A 16,559-nucleotide genomic window follows, 5' to 3' on the forward strand; every position below is an offset into this window, starting at 1 on the left:
TGCATGCCAAGCGATAAGGACAAAAAAAACCTTCCTAACAATTCTTAGGAGGTTTTTTTCATGTACCGGGGCGTGTATTTAAACTACCGGAATGATCCATGGCGAGTGATTTTTGCGCCGGATGAATTAGGAAACTGCTGATTTATTCACACCACGCAGCCTGGCGGATCTTTTCCCGTCTGGCTGCGTCAATAAAACCTTGAAATGGCTGAGCTTTTCCTGCGGTTTTACTCCCTTGCCAGCCGAGAAATTCTCTCACCAGGCCGGCAGGTTCATTACAGCAGCGCTTCCTTTAAGTCTTGCAGGAATAGCGGCCCCTATTTCAAAAAATATTAATGAGGTATGGCATAAAAGGCGCCGACAGGGAGCGCTTCAGATAGTTTGAATACACGCCCTAGACCCCTTCACGACTACTTGATTTCCTTCCCTAATTTTCTGGGCCACCGGTCACCCCATTTATACTTAGGTTTCGCCAGGGGAGGAGAATCCTGCTTTGTAGTTTTCGTATGAACCTCTTTGCTGGCTTTCCCCGTGGCAGGTTTCATTTTCTTATCCGGCGGCTGAACGGCAGCAGCCGGTTTTTCGGTTTCAGCCGCCGGTTCGGCAGGCAGCTCCCCATCTGTCGGCAATGACGGCTCAAACTCAAACGCGGTGGACAGTTCCGTCACCGGTACAACTAGTTCCTCTTCCCGTTCAGTCAATTCACCGAACTCTTCCGGCATAACCGGTTCGCTCCCTGCAACTGGCGCTTCGCCGGTCTGGATGACCTCCCGTCCCTCCGGCAGGCTTTCCCAATCGGCACAACCGTCGGCGCAGGGTTCCAGAACATGCTTCATAATTCCCTTATCCATCAGCGATAGAACCATTAAGAAGTGTTCGGCCTCCCGGTATACATGATCAGCCAGCTCGGCTGGGATTAGACCAAGCAGGCGGCAATCGACAATCATATCATGGGTGGCCTTTTTAAAATTACGCAACCGCATAACTGCAGCCCGTACATCCCGTAGAAACCGTCTAAAGGAATTTACTTCCTTGCACAGGTGCATCATACTGCCAAAATCGCGGCCCTGTAAGTACAGATCATCAAATTCACGGGCAAACTCTTCGGCCGTGCAGATTAATATCCGCTCGGAGGGGTCCAGAAGATGCACGATGAATTTGGTATGATCGGCCATCAGGCGCAGCCAAAAGAGCGTTTCCTGCGCTTTGGACGCAGTCGTCAGCGGAATTTTCCCCGACTTCATCTGCTCCAGCAGCATCAAAACATATTCGGCCTCCCGCGCCATGTGGTCAATGAATAAGGGATAACTGTGGCCCTGGATTTTACAAAGAAGGATGTCTTCCAACAGCCTCCGTTTAAATTTGCAGAAATCCTTTACCGTGCATTTTGCATCATTGACCAGTTCGTTAAATTTTTTATCGCTTTGGGCATGCTTGGTCCGTTCCAGCAGCATGGCAAACTCTTCGCAAAAAGCCTGGGCTTCATCGCGCAATTCCGTGCAGCCACAGGGAAGTCCGTTTTTTATAAAGATGGCATGCTCTTTCATAATAGTCAGCCAAAACCTGAGCTCCTCCACGTTCAAGGGCTCCAGCGGCTGGGGAACCGTGCGGGACGATGGTTGACGCGACATAAAAACACTCTCCTATCCGACAAAGTATGGACTATTACAGTGTATGCCGCATCCCGCCCGGATGGTCATAAAAATAATATTTCCGCCCGGTTAATCTTTGTACCCTTGGCGCTGAACTTCGCTTCATATTCGGTCATAATGTTCTCACTACCCCCAGGCGCACCCTCGGCGTGGAGGTCATAGGTTACATTACGTAACTGCAGGCCGCACTCCCGGAATTCCTCCAACGAAAAATCAAACAGTGTCCGGTTGTCAGTCTTAAAATGAAGCTCGCCGCCTGGCTTTAGCAAGGTCCTGTACTTCTCCAGAAAACTGCGGTACGTGAGCCGCCGTTTAGCATGACGAGCCTTGGGCCAGGGGTCGCAGAAATTGATATAAAACCGGTCTACCTCGCCGGGAGCAAAAATATTGGTAATGCCGTTAATATCAAATACCAGCAGCCTTACATTGGTTAATCCTTTGCCGCGCACCTTCTGGGCAGCATAAAACAGCACATCCTGCTGTGCCTCAATGCCGATAAAATTAACGTCCCGGTACCGTTCGGCCAGTTCCGAGATAAACCGGCCCTTACCGGTTCCCAGCTCCACATGAAGCGGCGCTGTCCGGCCAAATTCTTGCTGCCAGCAGCCGGCCAACCCCTCTAACGGACCAAACCGCACGATATCCTCATAGTCTTTGATTGCTTCATCAATCCAGGGCTTTCGCCTGAGTCTCATCTACCGTTCACCTCATCTATCGCATATATTACCGCGTATTAGACCTCTTCGAAGGTCTATTCCTTTTCTAATCCGTATTTTTTCAAATATCTGTACAAGGTAACCCGGCTGACGTTCAGCATATTGGCTAAGCGGCTGATATTGCCGCCGGCCGATTTCCAGGCCTCGATGAATACTTCCCGGTCTTCCTTCCAGGTGGCAGCCGCCAGACTCTTATTACCCGGCAGATTGATATTCGCCGGCATGATAGTTTCTCCCGGCGTATTGAAGAAAGCCTGCTCCACCACACCCTGCAGTTGCTTCACGTTACCCGGCCAGTCATAAGACATCAGAAACTCAGCAGCCTCCGGCGCCAGTTCCTTGGAGGTCATGCGATGCTGTCCGGCAATTTCGGCCACGATGTGCCGGGCCAGTACCGGAATGTCGTCCTTTCTGGCCCGCAGCGGCATCATCCGGATAATTGATTTGGAAACTAATTTATACAAGCTTTCCGAAAAAATCCCCTTTTCGCTAAGCCGTTTCAAGTCACTGTCACAGGCCGCAATAATCCGCACATCAATCGGCCGGAGAACTTCCTCGCCAATGCGGGTTAACCGCCGGTGCTCCAGCGATTCCGCCAGCCTGGCCGCCGTATGGAGCGGCAGTTTTTCCACCTCGTCCAAAAACAGCGTACCGCCGTTGGCCAGCTCCAGCTTGCCAGTGCGGCTTTCCTCGGCCGAAATATTGACGCCAAACAGCTCGTCTTCCAGCATCTCTGGCGGCATATCACCACACTTCAGCGTAATCAGCGGACCACCGGCCCGCGGACTGGCCTGATGAATACCATGGGCCAGCCGCTGTTTACCGGAACCCGGTTCACCCTGCAGCAGCACCGCCTGCCCGGAGCGGGCAATACGGGCTGCCTTGTCCTTCAGACTGACAAAGCCCTCATCTTCCCCTACCATACTGGCCAGACTGTACCTGGCGGTATAGCCCACCGCATGGGCCACCATATTTCTCAGATCCTCAATCGGCAGGGAAACCGCCAGCACGCTGTCAACTTCTTTATCCAGACCATACAGAGGAACCACCGTGGTAATGTCCTCATAGGTCTTGGTCGGCGTAATCCAGGTGACCTCCTTGTTATAGGAGGGAATACCCAGAAAGCCCCGGTACAGCGGAGTATGACGGTAATTGAGGACGACCTCGTTCAGGCTGGGCCGTTTGTGCGGCGCGCCGGCCGCCTCCAGCCGCTCCTCGCCCAGCTTGTTGGCATAAGTAACCTCTCCGCCCGGCTCGATATGGTATACCGCCAGCGGCACGGCATCTAAAATTGCCTGGCAGGCCGCCAGCTTAGCCTGCATATCCAAATGTTTTTCCATCGCGTATTTCATGCTGAGCATGAGCGCCGCCACCGAACTATACGGCAAGGCCTCCCGCTCCGCTGAAATCAGGGTCAAAAGATACCTAGTCTGACCGCCCAGAATAATCGGCGCCGAAAAGGCGTCCCCGGTCTGGCATTCCTCAATCCACATTTCCGGGCCAAACAGCAGGAACGGGACTTGATGTTCATAAGCAATGCTGATACTGGAGGTACCGATGTCCTCTTCCGTCAGCCTGGCTCCGGCCACCTCGCCCGGCGTCTTTTGAAAAAACGGCATGGCATAGCTTTTCAGTACATAGCATTCATGGTCCAGCAGCAATAAACTTAAATTATAACGGGTAAAGTGTTCCTGTACATCCTGATATAGCCCTTGCAAATATTCAATGGCTGTCTGATGACTTTGCTGCCGTTCAGCCAGTTCGGCCTTGCTCAGCCGCGTTAAACTGGGCATGTTTTCATAGGCGATATGATTGGCCGCACTCCGCTGCCATGACTCCGCCACCCAGGGATGTACATTGGGGTCCATTTTCCCTTCGTGCACAAACTGATGATAATAAGACTCTAATTTCCCCTTGCTCCGCCGCTCACGAATCATAGTAAACCTCCATTACGGTATAATCAATCAATCGGAAAAGGACCGGCCAGCCGCTAAAGAACCGCAGATCTAACAAGCCTACGACTTGACGAGAAACGTTCTCACCTGACAAGAAAAGTAAAGCCCCAGGAAAAGCTCCGCTATTTCAAGGCTTTGCTGACATAGCCGGGCGGAAAAGCTCCGCTAAATTAATCAGTGGTTCCCTAAAGAAGCCGGACTGCCTGCGCGATGCGGCCAAGCCCTTCTTCCAGTATTGTTCGCGGACAACCGTAATTTAAACGCATGAAACCTTCTCCTGTCCGGCCAAAGGTCATGCCGTCATTTAAGCCCACCTTGGCTTCCTGAATGAAAAACTTCTTCAGCCGGGCCTGGCTTAGCTGCAATTCCCGGCAATCCAGCCAGGCCAGATAAGTAGCTTCCGGCCGGGCCAGGGTGATCCCCCCGACCTGCTGAGCAAAAAAGTCCATCATATACCTCACATTATCGTCCAGGTAAGTGAGTAGCTCATCCAGCCAGGCCTCCCCCTCTTCAAAGGCAGCAATCAGTGCGGTAATACCAAAGAGATTACCGCCATTCAGGTCCAGAGCCTCCAGGATGCCGTTAAACCGCTGCCGCAGCTTCCGGTCGGCAATCAGCGCAATCGACGTATACAAGCCGGCTACATTAAACGTTTTACTGGCCGCCATACAGGTGACCGTCAGACTGGCTATCTCCGGTGACAAGGATGCCATCGGCGTATGAATAGAGCCTGGCAAAATCAAGTCGGCATGAATTTCATCAGATACAATAACGATGCCCCGTTCCACACAAAGCTGTCCCAATCGCAGCAATTCCTGCCGGGTCCAGGACCGGCCTACCGGATTATGAGGGTTGCAGAGCAGCAGTAATTTTACCCCGTCCAGCTTGCCGGTTAAATCCTCAAAATCCATCTGATACTGCCCGTTGACCAAGCGTAGTGGATTTTCCACCAGTTGCCGGTTATTTTTCGTCACACAACTAAAAAACGGCGGATATACCGGCGGCTGAATAATAATTTTATCACCCGGTTCGGTAAAGGCCAAAATGGCTGTGCTGATAGCCGACACAACGCCGGGATTTCCTAAAATCCAATCGGGCTGGACCTGCCAGCCGTGGCGGCGCAGCAGCCAGTTTTGGATGGCTTGATAAAAGCGCTCCTCCTTGTGAGGATAACCGTAAATTTCATGGTCGGCCCGTTCCTGCACAGCCCTGGCCACCGCCGCCGGGACTGCAAAATCCATGTCGGCAATCCACATGGGCAGTACCTCGTCATTACCGAAAAGCTGGCAGGCCGCATCCCATTTACGGCAGTTCGTCCGCCGCCGGTCAATTATTTCATCAAAAGTAGCCGACATTGGTATTCCGCCCTTCCTGTGAGTTATTTTTTATAGGCGTCATAAATTTTTTGATATTCCGGCTGGGCCGGAATTAGTTTATAAATGTAAAGGTGCACCCCATTGGGATCATTAACGACAAAGCTCCGCTCACCCCAGGGTTTTTCCTGAATAGGCTGGTAAATGTCCACTCCTTCGGCCGAAAGCCGCCAAAACTCCCGGTCCACATCGTCTACCTCGAAGGAAATAATCAGGCCCTTACCGTTAAAAATCTCGCCCTCCTCCCGCTGGGCCAGCACAAAGCTGATTCCCGCGGTCGGCAGACCCTTGGCCAGCAATTCGATATACCAATCGCTCTCGTATACTACCTCAAAGCCAAAATGCTTAACGTAGAAATCTCTTGACTCCTGTAGTTTGTACGTACTGATGGTCGAATCTACCCTTTTGATTTGCATGGCAACTGCCTCCAGTAAAGATGTATTTGCACCGTGATACTGGCAAAGCCCAACCTTAACAGGTCAGGCTCTGCCGGGATATTATTTTATTCATTGTCCGCTTTTTTTTCAACTACTGCCAAGGCTACCACCGTATCGGTCTCGCCGGTACGCATGATCTTAACGCCCTGTGCGTTGCGGCTAAACACCGAAATTGCATCAATTTCCGTACGGATGACAATGCCGTCTCCCGTAATCAGCATGAGTTCCTGGCCCGGTTTAACCACCTTAATGCCCACAACATGCCCTGTCTTTTCCGTCACCTTAATGTTTATGACGCCTTTGCCGCCCCGGGACTGATTGCGGTACTCCGCCAGCGGTGTCCGTTTGCCATAGCCCTCGGAGGTAACGGTCAGCAGTTCTCCGTCCTTTTTGACAGTGTCCATGCCCACCACACTATCGCCGGCATGCAGCGTAATCCCCTTGACGCCGTGAGCCGTCCGGCCCATAGCCCGGACATTGGTTTCCGGAAAATAGATGGCCAGACCGTCCTTAGTGCCGATAATGACATAATGCTCACCGCCGGTAAGTTTTACACCGATCAGATCATCGTCATCGTCCAGGTTGATAGCGATCAGTCCGCCCTTGCGGGTTGTATCAAATTCCATCAGCTCGGTCTTCTTAACGATGCCCTTACGAGTGACCATCAACAAGAACTTCCGTTCAGAGAATTCCTTAATCGGAATGACGGCCGTAACCTTCTCATTCGGCTCTAAAGCCAGCATATTGACAATGGCTGTGCCCTTTGCCGTACGACTGGCTTCCGGAATCTCATAGCCCTTCAACTGATACACCCGGCCCCGGCTGGTAAAGAAGAGTACATTGTTATGCGTCGTGGTCACAAACAGGTGCTCCACGAAGTCCTCTTCCTTGGTGCCCATACCGGTTACCCCTTTGCCGCCCCGCTTCTGGCTGCGGTAGGTGTCTACCGGCAACCGCTTGATATAGCCGCCATGGGTCAAAGTCAGGACAATATCCTCTTCGGCAATGAGATCTTCCATATTCAGTTCGGAAACATCAGTGGTAATCACTGTGCGTCGTTCATCGGCAAACCGTTTCCTTACGTCCAGCAGTTCCTCTTTAATGATCGCCAGAACTTTATGCTCATCGGCCAACACCGATTCCAGCCACTCGATGGTTTCCAAAATATCCTTGTACTCCTGCTCGATCTTTTCCCGTTCCAGGCCAGTCAAGCGTTGGAGTCTTAAGTCGAGAATAGCCTGGGCCTGCTTTTCACTTAAGTCAAAGCCGGTCATCAGCGCTTCCTTGGCGATGTCCACCGTCTTAGACTGACGAATGGTCGTAATAACCGCATCCAGGTGATCCAAAGCAATTTTCAGCCCTTCCAGGATATGCGCCCTCGCCTTGGCTTTAGCCAGTTCAAACCGTGTCCGCCGGACAATGACTTCTTTTTGATGCTCCAGATAGTGCCGCAGTATCTCATGCAAATTCATGATCCGCGGCCGCCTGTCGACAAGAGCCAGCATAATGATGCCGAAGGTTTCCTGAAGCTGCGTATGCTTGTACAACTGATTAAGCAAAATATCGGCATTTACATCCCGCCGCAGCTCAATAACGACCCGCATCCCTTTCCGGTCACTTTCATCCCGCAGATCGGTAACCCCATCAATCACTTTGTCGCGGACCAGCTCGGCAATCTTTTCCACCAGTCTGGCCTTATTCACCTGATAAGGGATTTCAGTAACCAAAATCCGGCTTTTTCCGTTGGCCATTTTCTCAATCCGGCATTGGGCCCGCATTTTGACACCGCCCCGGCCGGTTGTATAGGCCTGACGGATTCCCTCACGGCCTAAGATCAAACCGCCCGTCGGAAAGTCCGGCCCCTTGATCGCCATCATCAGTTCAGGGATGGTTACCTCGGGATTATCAATCATCATAATCAGCCCGTCCACCACTTCACCCAGGTTATGGGGCGGTATGTTGGTGGCCATGCCGACCGCGATCCCCGCCGACCCGTTCACTAACAGGTTAGGAATCTTAGAGGGCAGAACAGTAGGCTCTTTTAACGACTCATCATAGTTGGGAGCAAAATCGACTGTATCCCGTTCAATATCCTCCAGCATGGACTCGGCCACCCGCGACATGCGCACTTCAGTATATCGCATCGCCGCCGCCGAGTCGCCGTCAATCGAACCAAAGTTACCATGCCCGTCCACCAGCAAATAGCGGATGGAAAAATCCTGCGCCATCCGAACCGTTGCATCGTATACCGAAGAATCACCGTGTGGATGATACTTACCCAGTACTTCCCCGACAATACGGGCCGATTTTTTATACGGTTTGTTCGGCGCCATCCCGGCCTCATGCATCGCGTATAAAATGCGGCGGTGAACCGGTTTCAAACCATCCCGGACATCCGGCAGCGCCCGCATAACAATAACGCTCATCGCGTAATCGATATAGGAATTTTTCATTTCATCTTCAATACGTACCGGCAAAACCTTGCCTAATCCAAAATCCACATTCTCACCTCGACATCGCTCAGTGTGCTAACACTTTATTATACCATATATTTCCCCATAAGGACAAAAAAAACCTCCTGTCGCCTGCGATTTTCCTGGTAACCAAGCGACGCTCCCCTGCATACTATAGCACGAAAAACAAGTAGCACGATCATCCTGACACATCCGGGAGGCTACAGTATGAACATATTTTATGTACTGCTACTGGCCACGGCCCTGAGTCTGGACGGCTTTGTTGCCGGTTTAGCCTATGGCTTGAAAAATATCCGCATACCGCCGGCATCCCTCCTGATTGTAGGCAGCATCACTGCGGTCTCCACTGTGGCCGCCGTTTTCTTCGCTGCTTATGTCGTCGACTTTATGAACCCCCATATCGCCGTCGTGGCCGGCGCCTTACTGCTCATCTTGATTGGACTCTGCAGCCTGTTCCAGGAATATCTGACCAAAGACGTAAAGTCTTATGAAAATAGTCAGGAACCTACGGCACGAAAACTCACCATCTCTATCGGCCGCATTGTCATCAGCATCATGGCTCAGCCGGAAACTGCCGATTTGGACCATTCCAGCCGCATTAGCGCATTGGAAGCGGTTTTCCTGGGCCTGGCCCTGGGTATCGACAACATGGTAGCCACCTTCGCTGCCGCTCTGATGAATTCGCTGCCTGCCTACACACCGCTGCTGATGGGCTGTGTCCAAATGGGTGCCCTCCTGCTGGGTTTGGCCTCCTGCCAACGGCTTGTCTCCCCTGCTTTGAAAAGCCGTTTCCCTTACCTGCCCGGCATTATTTTAATCCTGCTCGGCCTGCTCCGCCTGAGCTGACGCATCCCACGCCTGAGCGAATAAAAGCGACGCGACTGCCCGGTTCATTGACAGGGCAGTCGCGTTGCTTTTATTTACCGTTCCCGCTAAAGATCGTCGATCAGCGATACTACTTTATCCTCACTGCAGATCAGCCGTTTCGCCTTGCCGCTTAACTGCGTTCGCAAGCTCACCAGGCCACCCCATAAATCAACAACATATTTCAGCGTCTCCCTGGCATAGGTAATATCCAGCTCCCAGCCCTCAAAAACATGTTCGAGGACAAGCTGGTCCCGTTCCACCGCCGATGGAACAACACAGGGAATAGAGCCCAGTCCCACTCCTTTGACCAGATCGTCCCGCACCGTCTTCCAGCCTTCCTCGTCGCCGACCTCCTTAACGACAATGTCGTTGCCCCGTACGGTATAGGAGAACAGACAAAGCTTTTCGCATAATTCCCGGGTCAGGTACCGTCGCAGAAACGACTGATCCCGTTCCTGTGCCCGCACCTGAAAGATATAGTCCAACCCATAGGTTTCTTCTAAATAACTGAAGATGTTAAACCCGAGAAAATAGGGATTGATCCGGTTGGCATGGGGCCGTACCACCAGATTGTGACGCTGGAGAAATTCCCAATGCAGACTTTGCGGCAAAGACAGCCGGTTTAACAATTTATAGTGCCAGAAGCTGGCCCAGCCCTCATTCATGATCTTAGTCTCCAATTGGGGTAAAAAATAAAAGGTTTCATCCCGGACCATGTAGACCAGGTTTCGTTCCCAATCGGTCAGCTTGCCCCGCTCCGCCAGAAACGTTAGCAGATCATTCTTTAAACGGTCCGGAATATCCTGTTCGCTTTCCTTTGTCAGTTGCTCCCTGTCGTGCTTTTGCTCTCTTTTGCCAAAACGCTGCAGTTGATAGCGCAGCGCATGAGCGGCATCAAGAATCCGTTCCACCCGATCCGGTCCGATGGAGGGATCTGCCATATAGCCTCGTACCCGGTCGGCATGATTCTTAAACAATTCCACCGTAAGCTCAGCCCGGGTATATTCCTTAAACAAACGGTTGTTCCTAAAGAAATCATTGTGCCCATAGACATGGGCCATCGTCAGAACCTGCAGCGCCAGCGTATTGTCCCGCATCAAATAGGCCAGGCAGGGATCGGAATTTATCACCATTTCATAGGGAAGGCCCACCAGATTATATTGATAGAAGGTCCGCTGCCGCTCATACATCTTGCCGAAGCTCCAGTGGGGATAATGGGAAGGCATGCCGGCATATGCCTCGTAGCACAGCATATCCTCATAATCGCATATCTCAAAAAACTGCTCGTAGCACTCCAGGCCGGCCGCCCGGACCAGTTCTTCAATCCGGCCCCCCCACGCCTCCAGTTCGCGCAGCGTGTAATCATTCATGCTCCGTTCCTCCAGCCGTCACATGTTTATCCAATATTTTTTTAAAAGCCGGCCAAATATCTTCCTTTTTGCTCATGGTTGCCATCACGAAATTCGGCTCTTGCATGGCTCGCTCAAAATCCCGGCGGATAGTGACGTTCCAGCTTTGTGTAAAAGTAATTTCACCGTAACCGAATAAATTGCACACCCCGCACAAGTCTTTGGCCAGTCCGATGGCCCGGTTATTGTCATCGCCCCAATTGTCACCGTCAGAGCAATGGAAGGCATAGATATTCCACACTGCCGGATTATACCTTGCCTCAATGACCTCCAGCGCTTTGGCGTAGCCGCTGCTGATAACCGTTCCGCCCGACTCGCCGCGATGAAAAAACTCCCATTCGTTTACTTCCTTGGCCTCCGTGGTATGGGCGATGAACACCACCTCCACCTGCTCATACTTCCAGCGGACAAACTGATAAAGCAGGAAATAAAAACTCCGGGCCAGATACTTCTTGGTCTGGTCCATCGAGCCGGACGTATCCATAATGCAAATGACCACCGCGTTGGAACGCCGTTTATGCTCTTCCTTTACCCGATGATACCGAAGATCCTCGGTCCGGAAAGGAATACGCTCAGGTATCGCTTGCTCCGCGCCGTTGGCCTGATTGCGCCTGTAGCTTTGCTTTCGTTTTATCTTTTCAATAACGGTCCGCTTTTTCGCCAGCCGCGGCGGAATGCCTTTCGGCTGATAGCCGCTGCGCTTTATCCGGCATTCATCCTCGATAAGGCCGTATTTCTTCTTGTCGATATCCGGCAGTTGCAGTTCATTGAACATATAACCGATGATTTCATCCATGGTAATTTCCGTTTCGTAAATTTCCTCACCGGGATCACTGCCACCCGGTCCCCCATTGCCTGTTCCATTTTGTCCCACCACCTTGCCGATGACCTGCCCCTTCTTTTCCTGCCCGTCACCCGATGCACTGCCGTCATTGCCTTTTCCGTAGATAAACTGATACTCTTTAATGCTCTTGACCGGTATTTTGATTTTTTTATCCTTGCTCTGACCGATTATGCTTTCCTCAGCAATAATATCGCCCAGGTTCCTCTTAATGGCATCCTCCATCAGTTTCCGGTGGCGCTTACGATCCCATGCGGACCGGTCGGAATGACCGGCCCCGCCATCCTTGAATACCGCCATCGTCCTTCACTCCGTTTCAGCAGCCAGTATGGCTAATGCACTAATCCTTCCACAAATTATTGGCCGCATATTTTAAAATCACATTGCAGCAATGATCACAATAGCCGTTTTGCTTCATTTCCTCTACCATGGCATTATACTTGCTGTCCTGTTCCTTATCCCTGACCCTGGCTTTGGTGACCACCCGCGACAACTCTTTAACCGAAAAGGTCAGCTTCTTCTCAATAGCTTCCTTGAGCGGCTCATAGCTTTTATAATCTAACCGTCCGCCGCTGCGCAAAATGGAAAACATATAGGAAGTAACATCCTGCCGGAAGCCCAAAGACGCTGTACCACTAATACCAATCTGCTCTTCAATGGACTGCAAAAACTTGATATCCGGCTCCAGCTCTTCCCCGGTATTGGGGTCTTTCAGCTTGGTGACGTTAACAAAGGCCTCGGCATGATCAAGATAGTTGTTGAACAAACTCTCCGCCTGCTCCTGATAACCGTGAATAAAGGCTCTGGTTACCTCCTTTTCAATAATCAGATTGTACTCTTTCTTAATTGTATCCTGCAAAAAGCCCAGATAGCGTTTTCTCTCATCCTCGTTAACAGCCATTTCCTTGGTGGCTTTCACCATGGTATCCAAAATAGCCAGCGGATTGATACAATTGTTTTCCGATTCAGACAACGCCGTATCCAGCGCCTTCATAATGAAACGAGTGGAAATTCCGCTCATCCCTTCCCGCTGTGCCTCTTCCCTCAGTTCGAAGATATCCACCTTTTTAGTCGAGCCTTTTTCTACAATTTCTTCTCCGTTGTAGATTTTCAGCTTAGTCAAAGCGTCTACCTTGACCGATGGCGCCAATCGGGACAAAATAGCGAACATTGAGGCCATTTCGATGGTGTGTGGCGCTATATGAGCATCAAAATTACTGTTTCTCAGGATTTTTCGGTAAATTTTCACTTCCTCATCCAACTGCAGGCAATAGGGCACCTCTACCTTGACAATCCGGTCCAAAATCGCTTCATTGGTATGGTCGGATTTAAACTTATTCCACTCCGCCTCGTTGGAATGAGCCAGAATAATGCCGTCAAAATAAATCATCGCTCCCTTGCCCGGTGAAGGAATGGACTTTTCCTGCGTGGCCGTAATCATGGCGTGCAAATACTCGACTTCATTCTTAAATACCTCAATAAATTCTACAATGCCCCGGTTACCGGCATTAAACGCCCCATTTAATGAGAGCACCCGTGGATCATCCTCCGGGTATAAATCCAGCTTGGAAATATCCACCGAGCCGATTAGTACCGACGTATCCTGATTGTTCGGATCTACCGGCGGCACTACGCCGACCCCTTTGCGTGACCGTATCGAGAACCCGGCCGTCGTAACCGGAAAACGCTCATATTCCCCGCCAAATTCATGTTTCAGACGATAGCGGCATACCGGACACAAATCGCCTTCCACCTTGATGCCCAGCTCCCGTTCAAAAACAGGTCGCAGGTGCTTCGGGATCAGGTGCAGCGGCATTTCCCGCATCGGGCAGCCCTGCAGCACGTAAATATCCGGACTTGCTTCCAAGGCCCGCTTTAGCGCCTCCATGATTGACGACTTACCAGCGCCGACCGGCCCAACCAAATACAGCACCTGACGCGACTCTTCCCCTTTCATGGCCGCCGCGTGGAAATAACGCATGATTTTCATAATACTGTTATCAATGCCAAAAAAATCATGTTTAAAAAATTCGTATTGCTTAATGGTTTCATTCCCATAGATGCGCTTTAAGTGTGGATGCTCCTCCGTCTTGATTGTCTCCACGCCAGGCTCCACCAGGAGATTGAACATGCGCTGATGGGCCAACATCGAGTGCTGCTTAGGATTTTCGGCAACTAGCTTTAAATATTCCAGAAACGTTCCGGTAAACGGTACATACTGCCGTTCTTCCCGGTCTTTTTTGATCAGCGTCGCAAAATTAAAATCAACCACAGAAGTACCCTCCTCATCCTGATTGAGTCTCTATGCGGCAAAGTTGAATGCTAACACATAGCCATACTACAATGTATTACCGTTTTGCCCGATTTAGGATAGTCATCTTATTAATTAGCAGAGAAAAGGCCGGGCAGCCTTCCTTCAAGACCTTCTGATTTTTCTATGGGAGACAGGCTTGCCTGGCTGCAAAAAAAAGAGGCCTCCCGGCCTGCGGGAAACCTTCTTGCTGTCATATTGTCGTGACGAGTCAGTGCGCCACATCCCAAATTTGCTTACCGATCAGCAGCAACGACATAAAAATAAACACCGGTTTAACAAAAGCCGCCCCATTTTTAATCGCCACCCGGGAGCCGGCCAACGCGCCCAAAATCATCGCCAAGCCCATCACGATGCCGTAGGAATACTGGATAGAGCCAAAATAGGCAAAAGCAATGACTGCGGCGATGTTGCTGGCAAAATTCAAAGCCTTGGCGTTTCCTGCCGCTACAACAAAATCAAACCCCAGCATGAGAAAGGCGAAAATCAAAAACGATCCAGTACCGGGACCGAAAAAGCCGTCATAAAATCCCAACAACCCAGCGGCTGCACCGCTGAGCCAGAGCGTTTTCGCCGTGATGCCGCCATAGGTAGAGACATCGCCCCAATCTTTCCGCAGCAAGGTATATACCGTTACCACTACCAGCAGCACAACGACCAGCGGTTTCAAAAAATGAGGCGGAATATGCTGTACCGTATAGACACCCAGTATGGAACCAAAAAAGTCAATAAAAAAAAGATATTTGATTAACTTAAAGTTTACTTTCCCCGAAAACATAAACGAAAGTGTACTGGTAAAGCTGCCCATGACGCTGGCCATTTTATTCGTCCCCAGGGCCAAGCCGGGCGGCATACCGGTAAGCAGCAAGGCCGGCAATGAGATCAGGCCGCCACCGCCCACTACGGAATCAACAAAGGCGGCGCAGAAACCGACAGCCAATAAAAATAATAGCATATGTGGGTCGATAAATTCCATGTGCCACCCTCCCAACTTTTAAAAAATAAAAATGACGCCGTCAAGCAACGTCATTAGTTGTTGCGACCAAGCAAGATTCACTGACAAGATTCACTGACAAGATTGCCCAGACACTAGCCTCAAGCAATTATGCTTCGACTACGGTGACCTTGTTCATCTTATCGCCCGGTTGTATCTGGTCAACCACATCCATACCTTCAATTACTTTGCCAAAGACAGTATGGACGCCATCCAAATGGGGTTGTGGTTCATATACGATAAAGAACTGACTGCCGCCCGTATTCGGACCGCGGTGCGCCATCGACAAAGAACCCCGTTCATGCCGTTTAGGATTTCCCTTGGTTTCACAGGGAATAGTATAGCCAGGACCGCCGGTACCGTTACCGTTAGGGCAACCTCCCTGGGCCACGAAGCCTTTGATCACACGATGGAAAGTCAAACCATCATAAAACTTTTCGTTGATCAGCTTCTCAAAATTAGCTACGGTTTTAGGTGCTTCGGCCTCAAATAGTTCAATCACAATTTGCCCGGCATCCATTTCAATTATTGCCTTTTTCAAACATATCCCTCACTTTGATTCATCACTGTGTTTCTTTATTATTATACCATTATAGGGGAAGTTTCATAGCATTTTTTATTATGTCCTCCTTAGCTTTGCTTAGAAGCTTTTATTCTACTGCAATGTGTTAGAGCGGGCTACTAGCATTTATGTAGAAATTGTTCTCTAACAAAAGCATAATTCAGCACGAACATTGGTGTTGATTTAACGCATGGCTTCCGCCATTTATTCTTATAAGCTAAACTATCACCAATCATCAATCCCCCTTTTTGTCATGATACAAAAAGGGGCAAAAAAATCTAGGCCTGAACTCCAAAAGACTTGAAAAAGGAGCACCTTCCTAAAAATCCGAAACTCGCTTCGCTCAAACAAACAAATTTTCTTAACGGAAGGCGCTCCTTTTTCATCCTACGGACCGTCTTTTTCCGTAAAGGCCGCCGGGAACGGCTCAAGAGGATAGGTTTTCAGCTAAATAAATAAAATTCTACAAAGCGCTAAAAAATTTTGATCAACTACTGCCACCCAGTGGGGGGTATATTTTAACATAAGCGTAAGTCAGCGACAGCGCTGAAGCGTTGTTATGATACGACCCCCACCGGCCTTTCTTGATGTGTTAACCTTTCTCAAAGCACAACAAAAAAACACCCACAAATGTGAGTGTCTTTCTCTTAACCAGCAACTATCTATCCTCCCGGGCCGTTTCCAACCAAGTACTTTCGACGTATGTGGGCTTAACTACTGTGTTCGGTATGGGAACAGGTGGAACCCCACAGCTATCGTCACTGGATATATATTTCTCAGGTGAATTCTCCCTAACGGGCTTCATTCCCTGAAAACTTCACAGAAGAAAGTGCGCATTTAATATAAGTCAAGCCCTCGGCCGATTAGTACCAGTCAGCTGCATCCCTTACAGGACTTCCACATCTGGCCTATCTACCTTGTCGTCTACAAGGGGCCTTACTAGCCTACGCTATGAGAGACCTCATCTT

At 50.3% G+C, this 16,559-nt stretch carries 12 protein-coding genes and 2 rRNA genes; 1 reads left to right on the top strand and 13 read right to left on the bottom strand.

Features of this window, described 5'->3' with window-relative positions; genetic code table 11:
- Window positions 1-410: 410 nt before the first annotated feature.
- The 6 genes from F3H20_RS06900 to gyrA form a co-directional block, all read right to left on the bottom strand.
- Window positions 411-1,631 (bottom strand): DUF2935 domain-containing protein, encoded by a 1,221-nt coding sequence (locus tag F3H20_RS06900; RefSeq protein WP_149734210.1) that lies wholly within the window; start codon window positions 1,629-1,631, stop codon window positions 411-413.
- 65 nt (window positions 1,632-1,696) lie between these two features.
- A complete protein-coding gene (gene trmB / locus F3H20_RS06905) occupies window positions 1,697-2,347 on the bottom strand; it encodes a tRNA (guanosine(46)-N7)-methyltransferase TrmB (RefSeq protein ID WP_149734211.1) in 651 nt (216 codons plus the stop codon).
- A gap of 56 nt (window positions 2,348-2,403) precedes the next feature.
- A complete protein-coding gene (locus tag F3H20_RS06910; RefSeq protein WP_149734212.1) occupies window positions 2,404-4,305 on the bottom strand; it encodes a sigma-54-dependent Fis family transcriptional regulator in 1,902 nt (633 codons plus the stop codon).
- A gap of 203 nt (window positions 4,306-4,508) precedes the next feature.
- Window positions 4,509-5,678 carry a MalY/PatB family protein gene (locus F3H20_RS06915; RefSeq protein WP_149734213.1) on the bottom strand — a complete coding sequence of 390 codons (1,170 nt, stop codon included), beginning with the start codon at window positions 5,676-5,678 and terminating at the stop codon, window positions 4,509-4,511.
- Between the two features lie 23 nt (window positions 5,679-5,701).
- Window positions 5,702-6,112, bottom strand: a complete 411-nt coding sequence (locus F3H20_RS06920; RefSeq protein ID WP_091751756.1) for a VOC family protein — start codon at window positions 6,110-6,112, stop codon at window positions 5,702-5,704.
- A gap of 86 nt (window positions 6,113-6,198) precedes the next feature.
- Complete coding sequence (gene gyrA / locus F3H20_RS06925; RefSeq protein ID WP_149734214.1) at window positions 6,199-8,634, bottom strand: DNA gyrase subunit A; 2,436 nt, start codon at window positions 8,632-8,634, stop codon at window positions 6,199-6,201.
- A 180-nt stretch (window positions 8,635-8,814) separates the two neighbouring features.
- Between gyrA and ytaF the strand changes: the two genes are divergently transcribed.
- Window positions 8,815-9,453: a sporulation membrane protein YtaF gene (gene ytaF / locus F3H20_RS06930; protein ID WP_149734215.1), complete on the top strand. Its 639-nt coding sequence runs from the start codon at window positions 8,815-8,817 to the stop codon at window positions 9,451-9,453.
- Between the two features lie 86 nt (window positions 9,454-9,539).
- Here ytaF and F3H20_RS06935 read toward each other — a convergent pair whose 3' ends face one another.
- The 7 genes from F3H20_RS06935 to F3H20_RS06970 all read right to left on the bottom strand — a co-directional run.
- A complete protein-coding gene (locus tag F3H20_RS06935; protein WP_149734216.1) occupies window positions 9,540-10,844 on the bottom strand; it encodes a SpoVR family protein in 1,305 nt (434 codons plus the stop codon).
- Entirely contained in the window at window positions 10,837-12,024 is a 1,188-nt protein-coding gene (gene yhbH / locus F3H20_RS06940) for a sporulation protein YhbH (protein ID WP_149734217.1), read from the bottom strand. Before yhbH ends, F3H20_RS06935 begins: the two co-directional genes overlap by 8 nt.
- A 40-nt stretch (window positions 12,025-12,064) precedes the next feature.
- On the bottom strand, window positions 12,065-13,996 hold the full coding sequence (locus tag F3H20_RS06945) for a PrkA family serine protein kinase (protein ID WP_149734218.1): 1,932 nt from the start codon (window positions 13,994-13,996) through the stop codon (window positions 12,065-12,067).
- A 250-nt stretch (window positions 13,997-14,246) separates the two neighbouring features.
- Entirely contained in the window at window positions 14,247-15,011 is a 765-nt protein-coding gene (locus F3H20_RS06950) for a TSUP family transporter (RefSeq protein WP_149734219.1), read from the bottom strand.
- A gap of 127 nt (window positions 15,012-15,138) precedes the next feature.
- The gene (locus tag F3H20_RS06955) at window positions 15,139-15,570 is read right to left on the bottom strand and encodes a peptidylprolyl isomerase (RefSeq protein ID WP_149734220.1); all 432 of its coding nucleotides are present in this window, start codon (window positions 15,568-15,570) and stop codon (window positions 15,139-15,141) included.
- Between the two features lie 670 nt (window positions 15,571-16,240).
- Window positions 16,241-16,357, bottom strand: a 5S ribosomal RNA gene (rrf, locus tag F3H20_RS06965).
- A gap of 77 nt (window positions 16,358-16,434) precedes the next feature.
- Window positions 16,435-16,559 (bottom strand): 23S ribosomal RNA (locus F3H20_RS06970); the annotation flags it as partial.

This window comes from Propionispora hippei DSM 15287, assembly GCF_900141835.1.
Taxonomy (GTDB): domain Bacteria; phylum Bacillota; class Negativicutes; order Propionisporales; family Propionisporaceae; genus Propionispora; species Propionispora hippei.

Coding starts and splice junctions, on each gene's coding strand:
- F3H20_RS06900 (WP_149734210.1), bottom strand. CDS start 1,631: ATGTCGCGTCAACCATCGTCCCGCACGGTTCCCCAGCCGCTGGAGCCC.
- trmB (WP_149734211.1), bottom strand. CDS start 2,347: ATGAGACTCAGGCGAAAGCCCTGGATTGATGAAGCAATCAAAGACTAT.
- F3H20_RS06910 (WP_149734212.1), bottom strand. CDS start 4,305: ATGATTCGTGAGCGGCGGAGCAAGGGGAAATTAGAGTCTTATTATCAT.
- F3H20_RS06915 (WP_149734213.1), bottom strand. CDS start 5,678: ATGTCGGCTACTTTTGATGAAATAATTGACCGGCGGCGGACGAACTGC.
- F3H20_RS06920 (WP_091751756.1), bottom strand. CDS start 6,112: ATGCAAATCAAAAGGGTAGATTCGACCATCAGTACGTACAAACTACAG.
- ytaF (WP_149734215.1), top strand. CDS start 8,815: ATGAACATATTTTATGTACTGCTACTGGCCACGGCCCTGAGTCTGGAC.
- F3H20_RS06935 (WP_149734216.1), bottom strand. CDS start 10,844: ATGAATGATTACACGCTGCGCGAACTGGAGGCGTGGGGGGGCCGGATT.
- yhbH (WP_149734217.1), bottom strand. CDS start 12,024: ATGGCGGTATTCAAGGATGGCGGGGCCGGTCATTCCGACCGGTCCGCA.
- F3H20_RS06950 (WP_149734219.1), bottom strand. CDS start 15,011: ATGGAATTTATCGACCCACATATGCTATTATTTTTATTGGCTGTCGGT.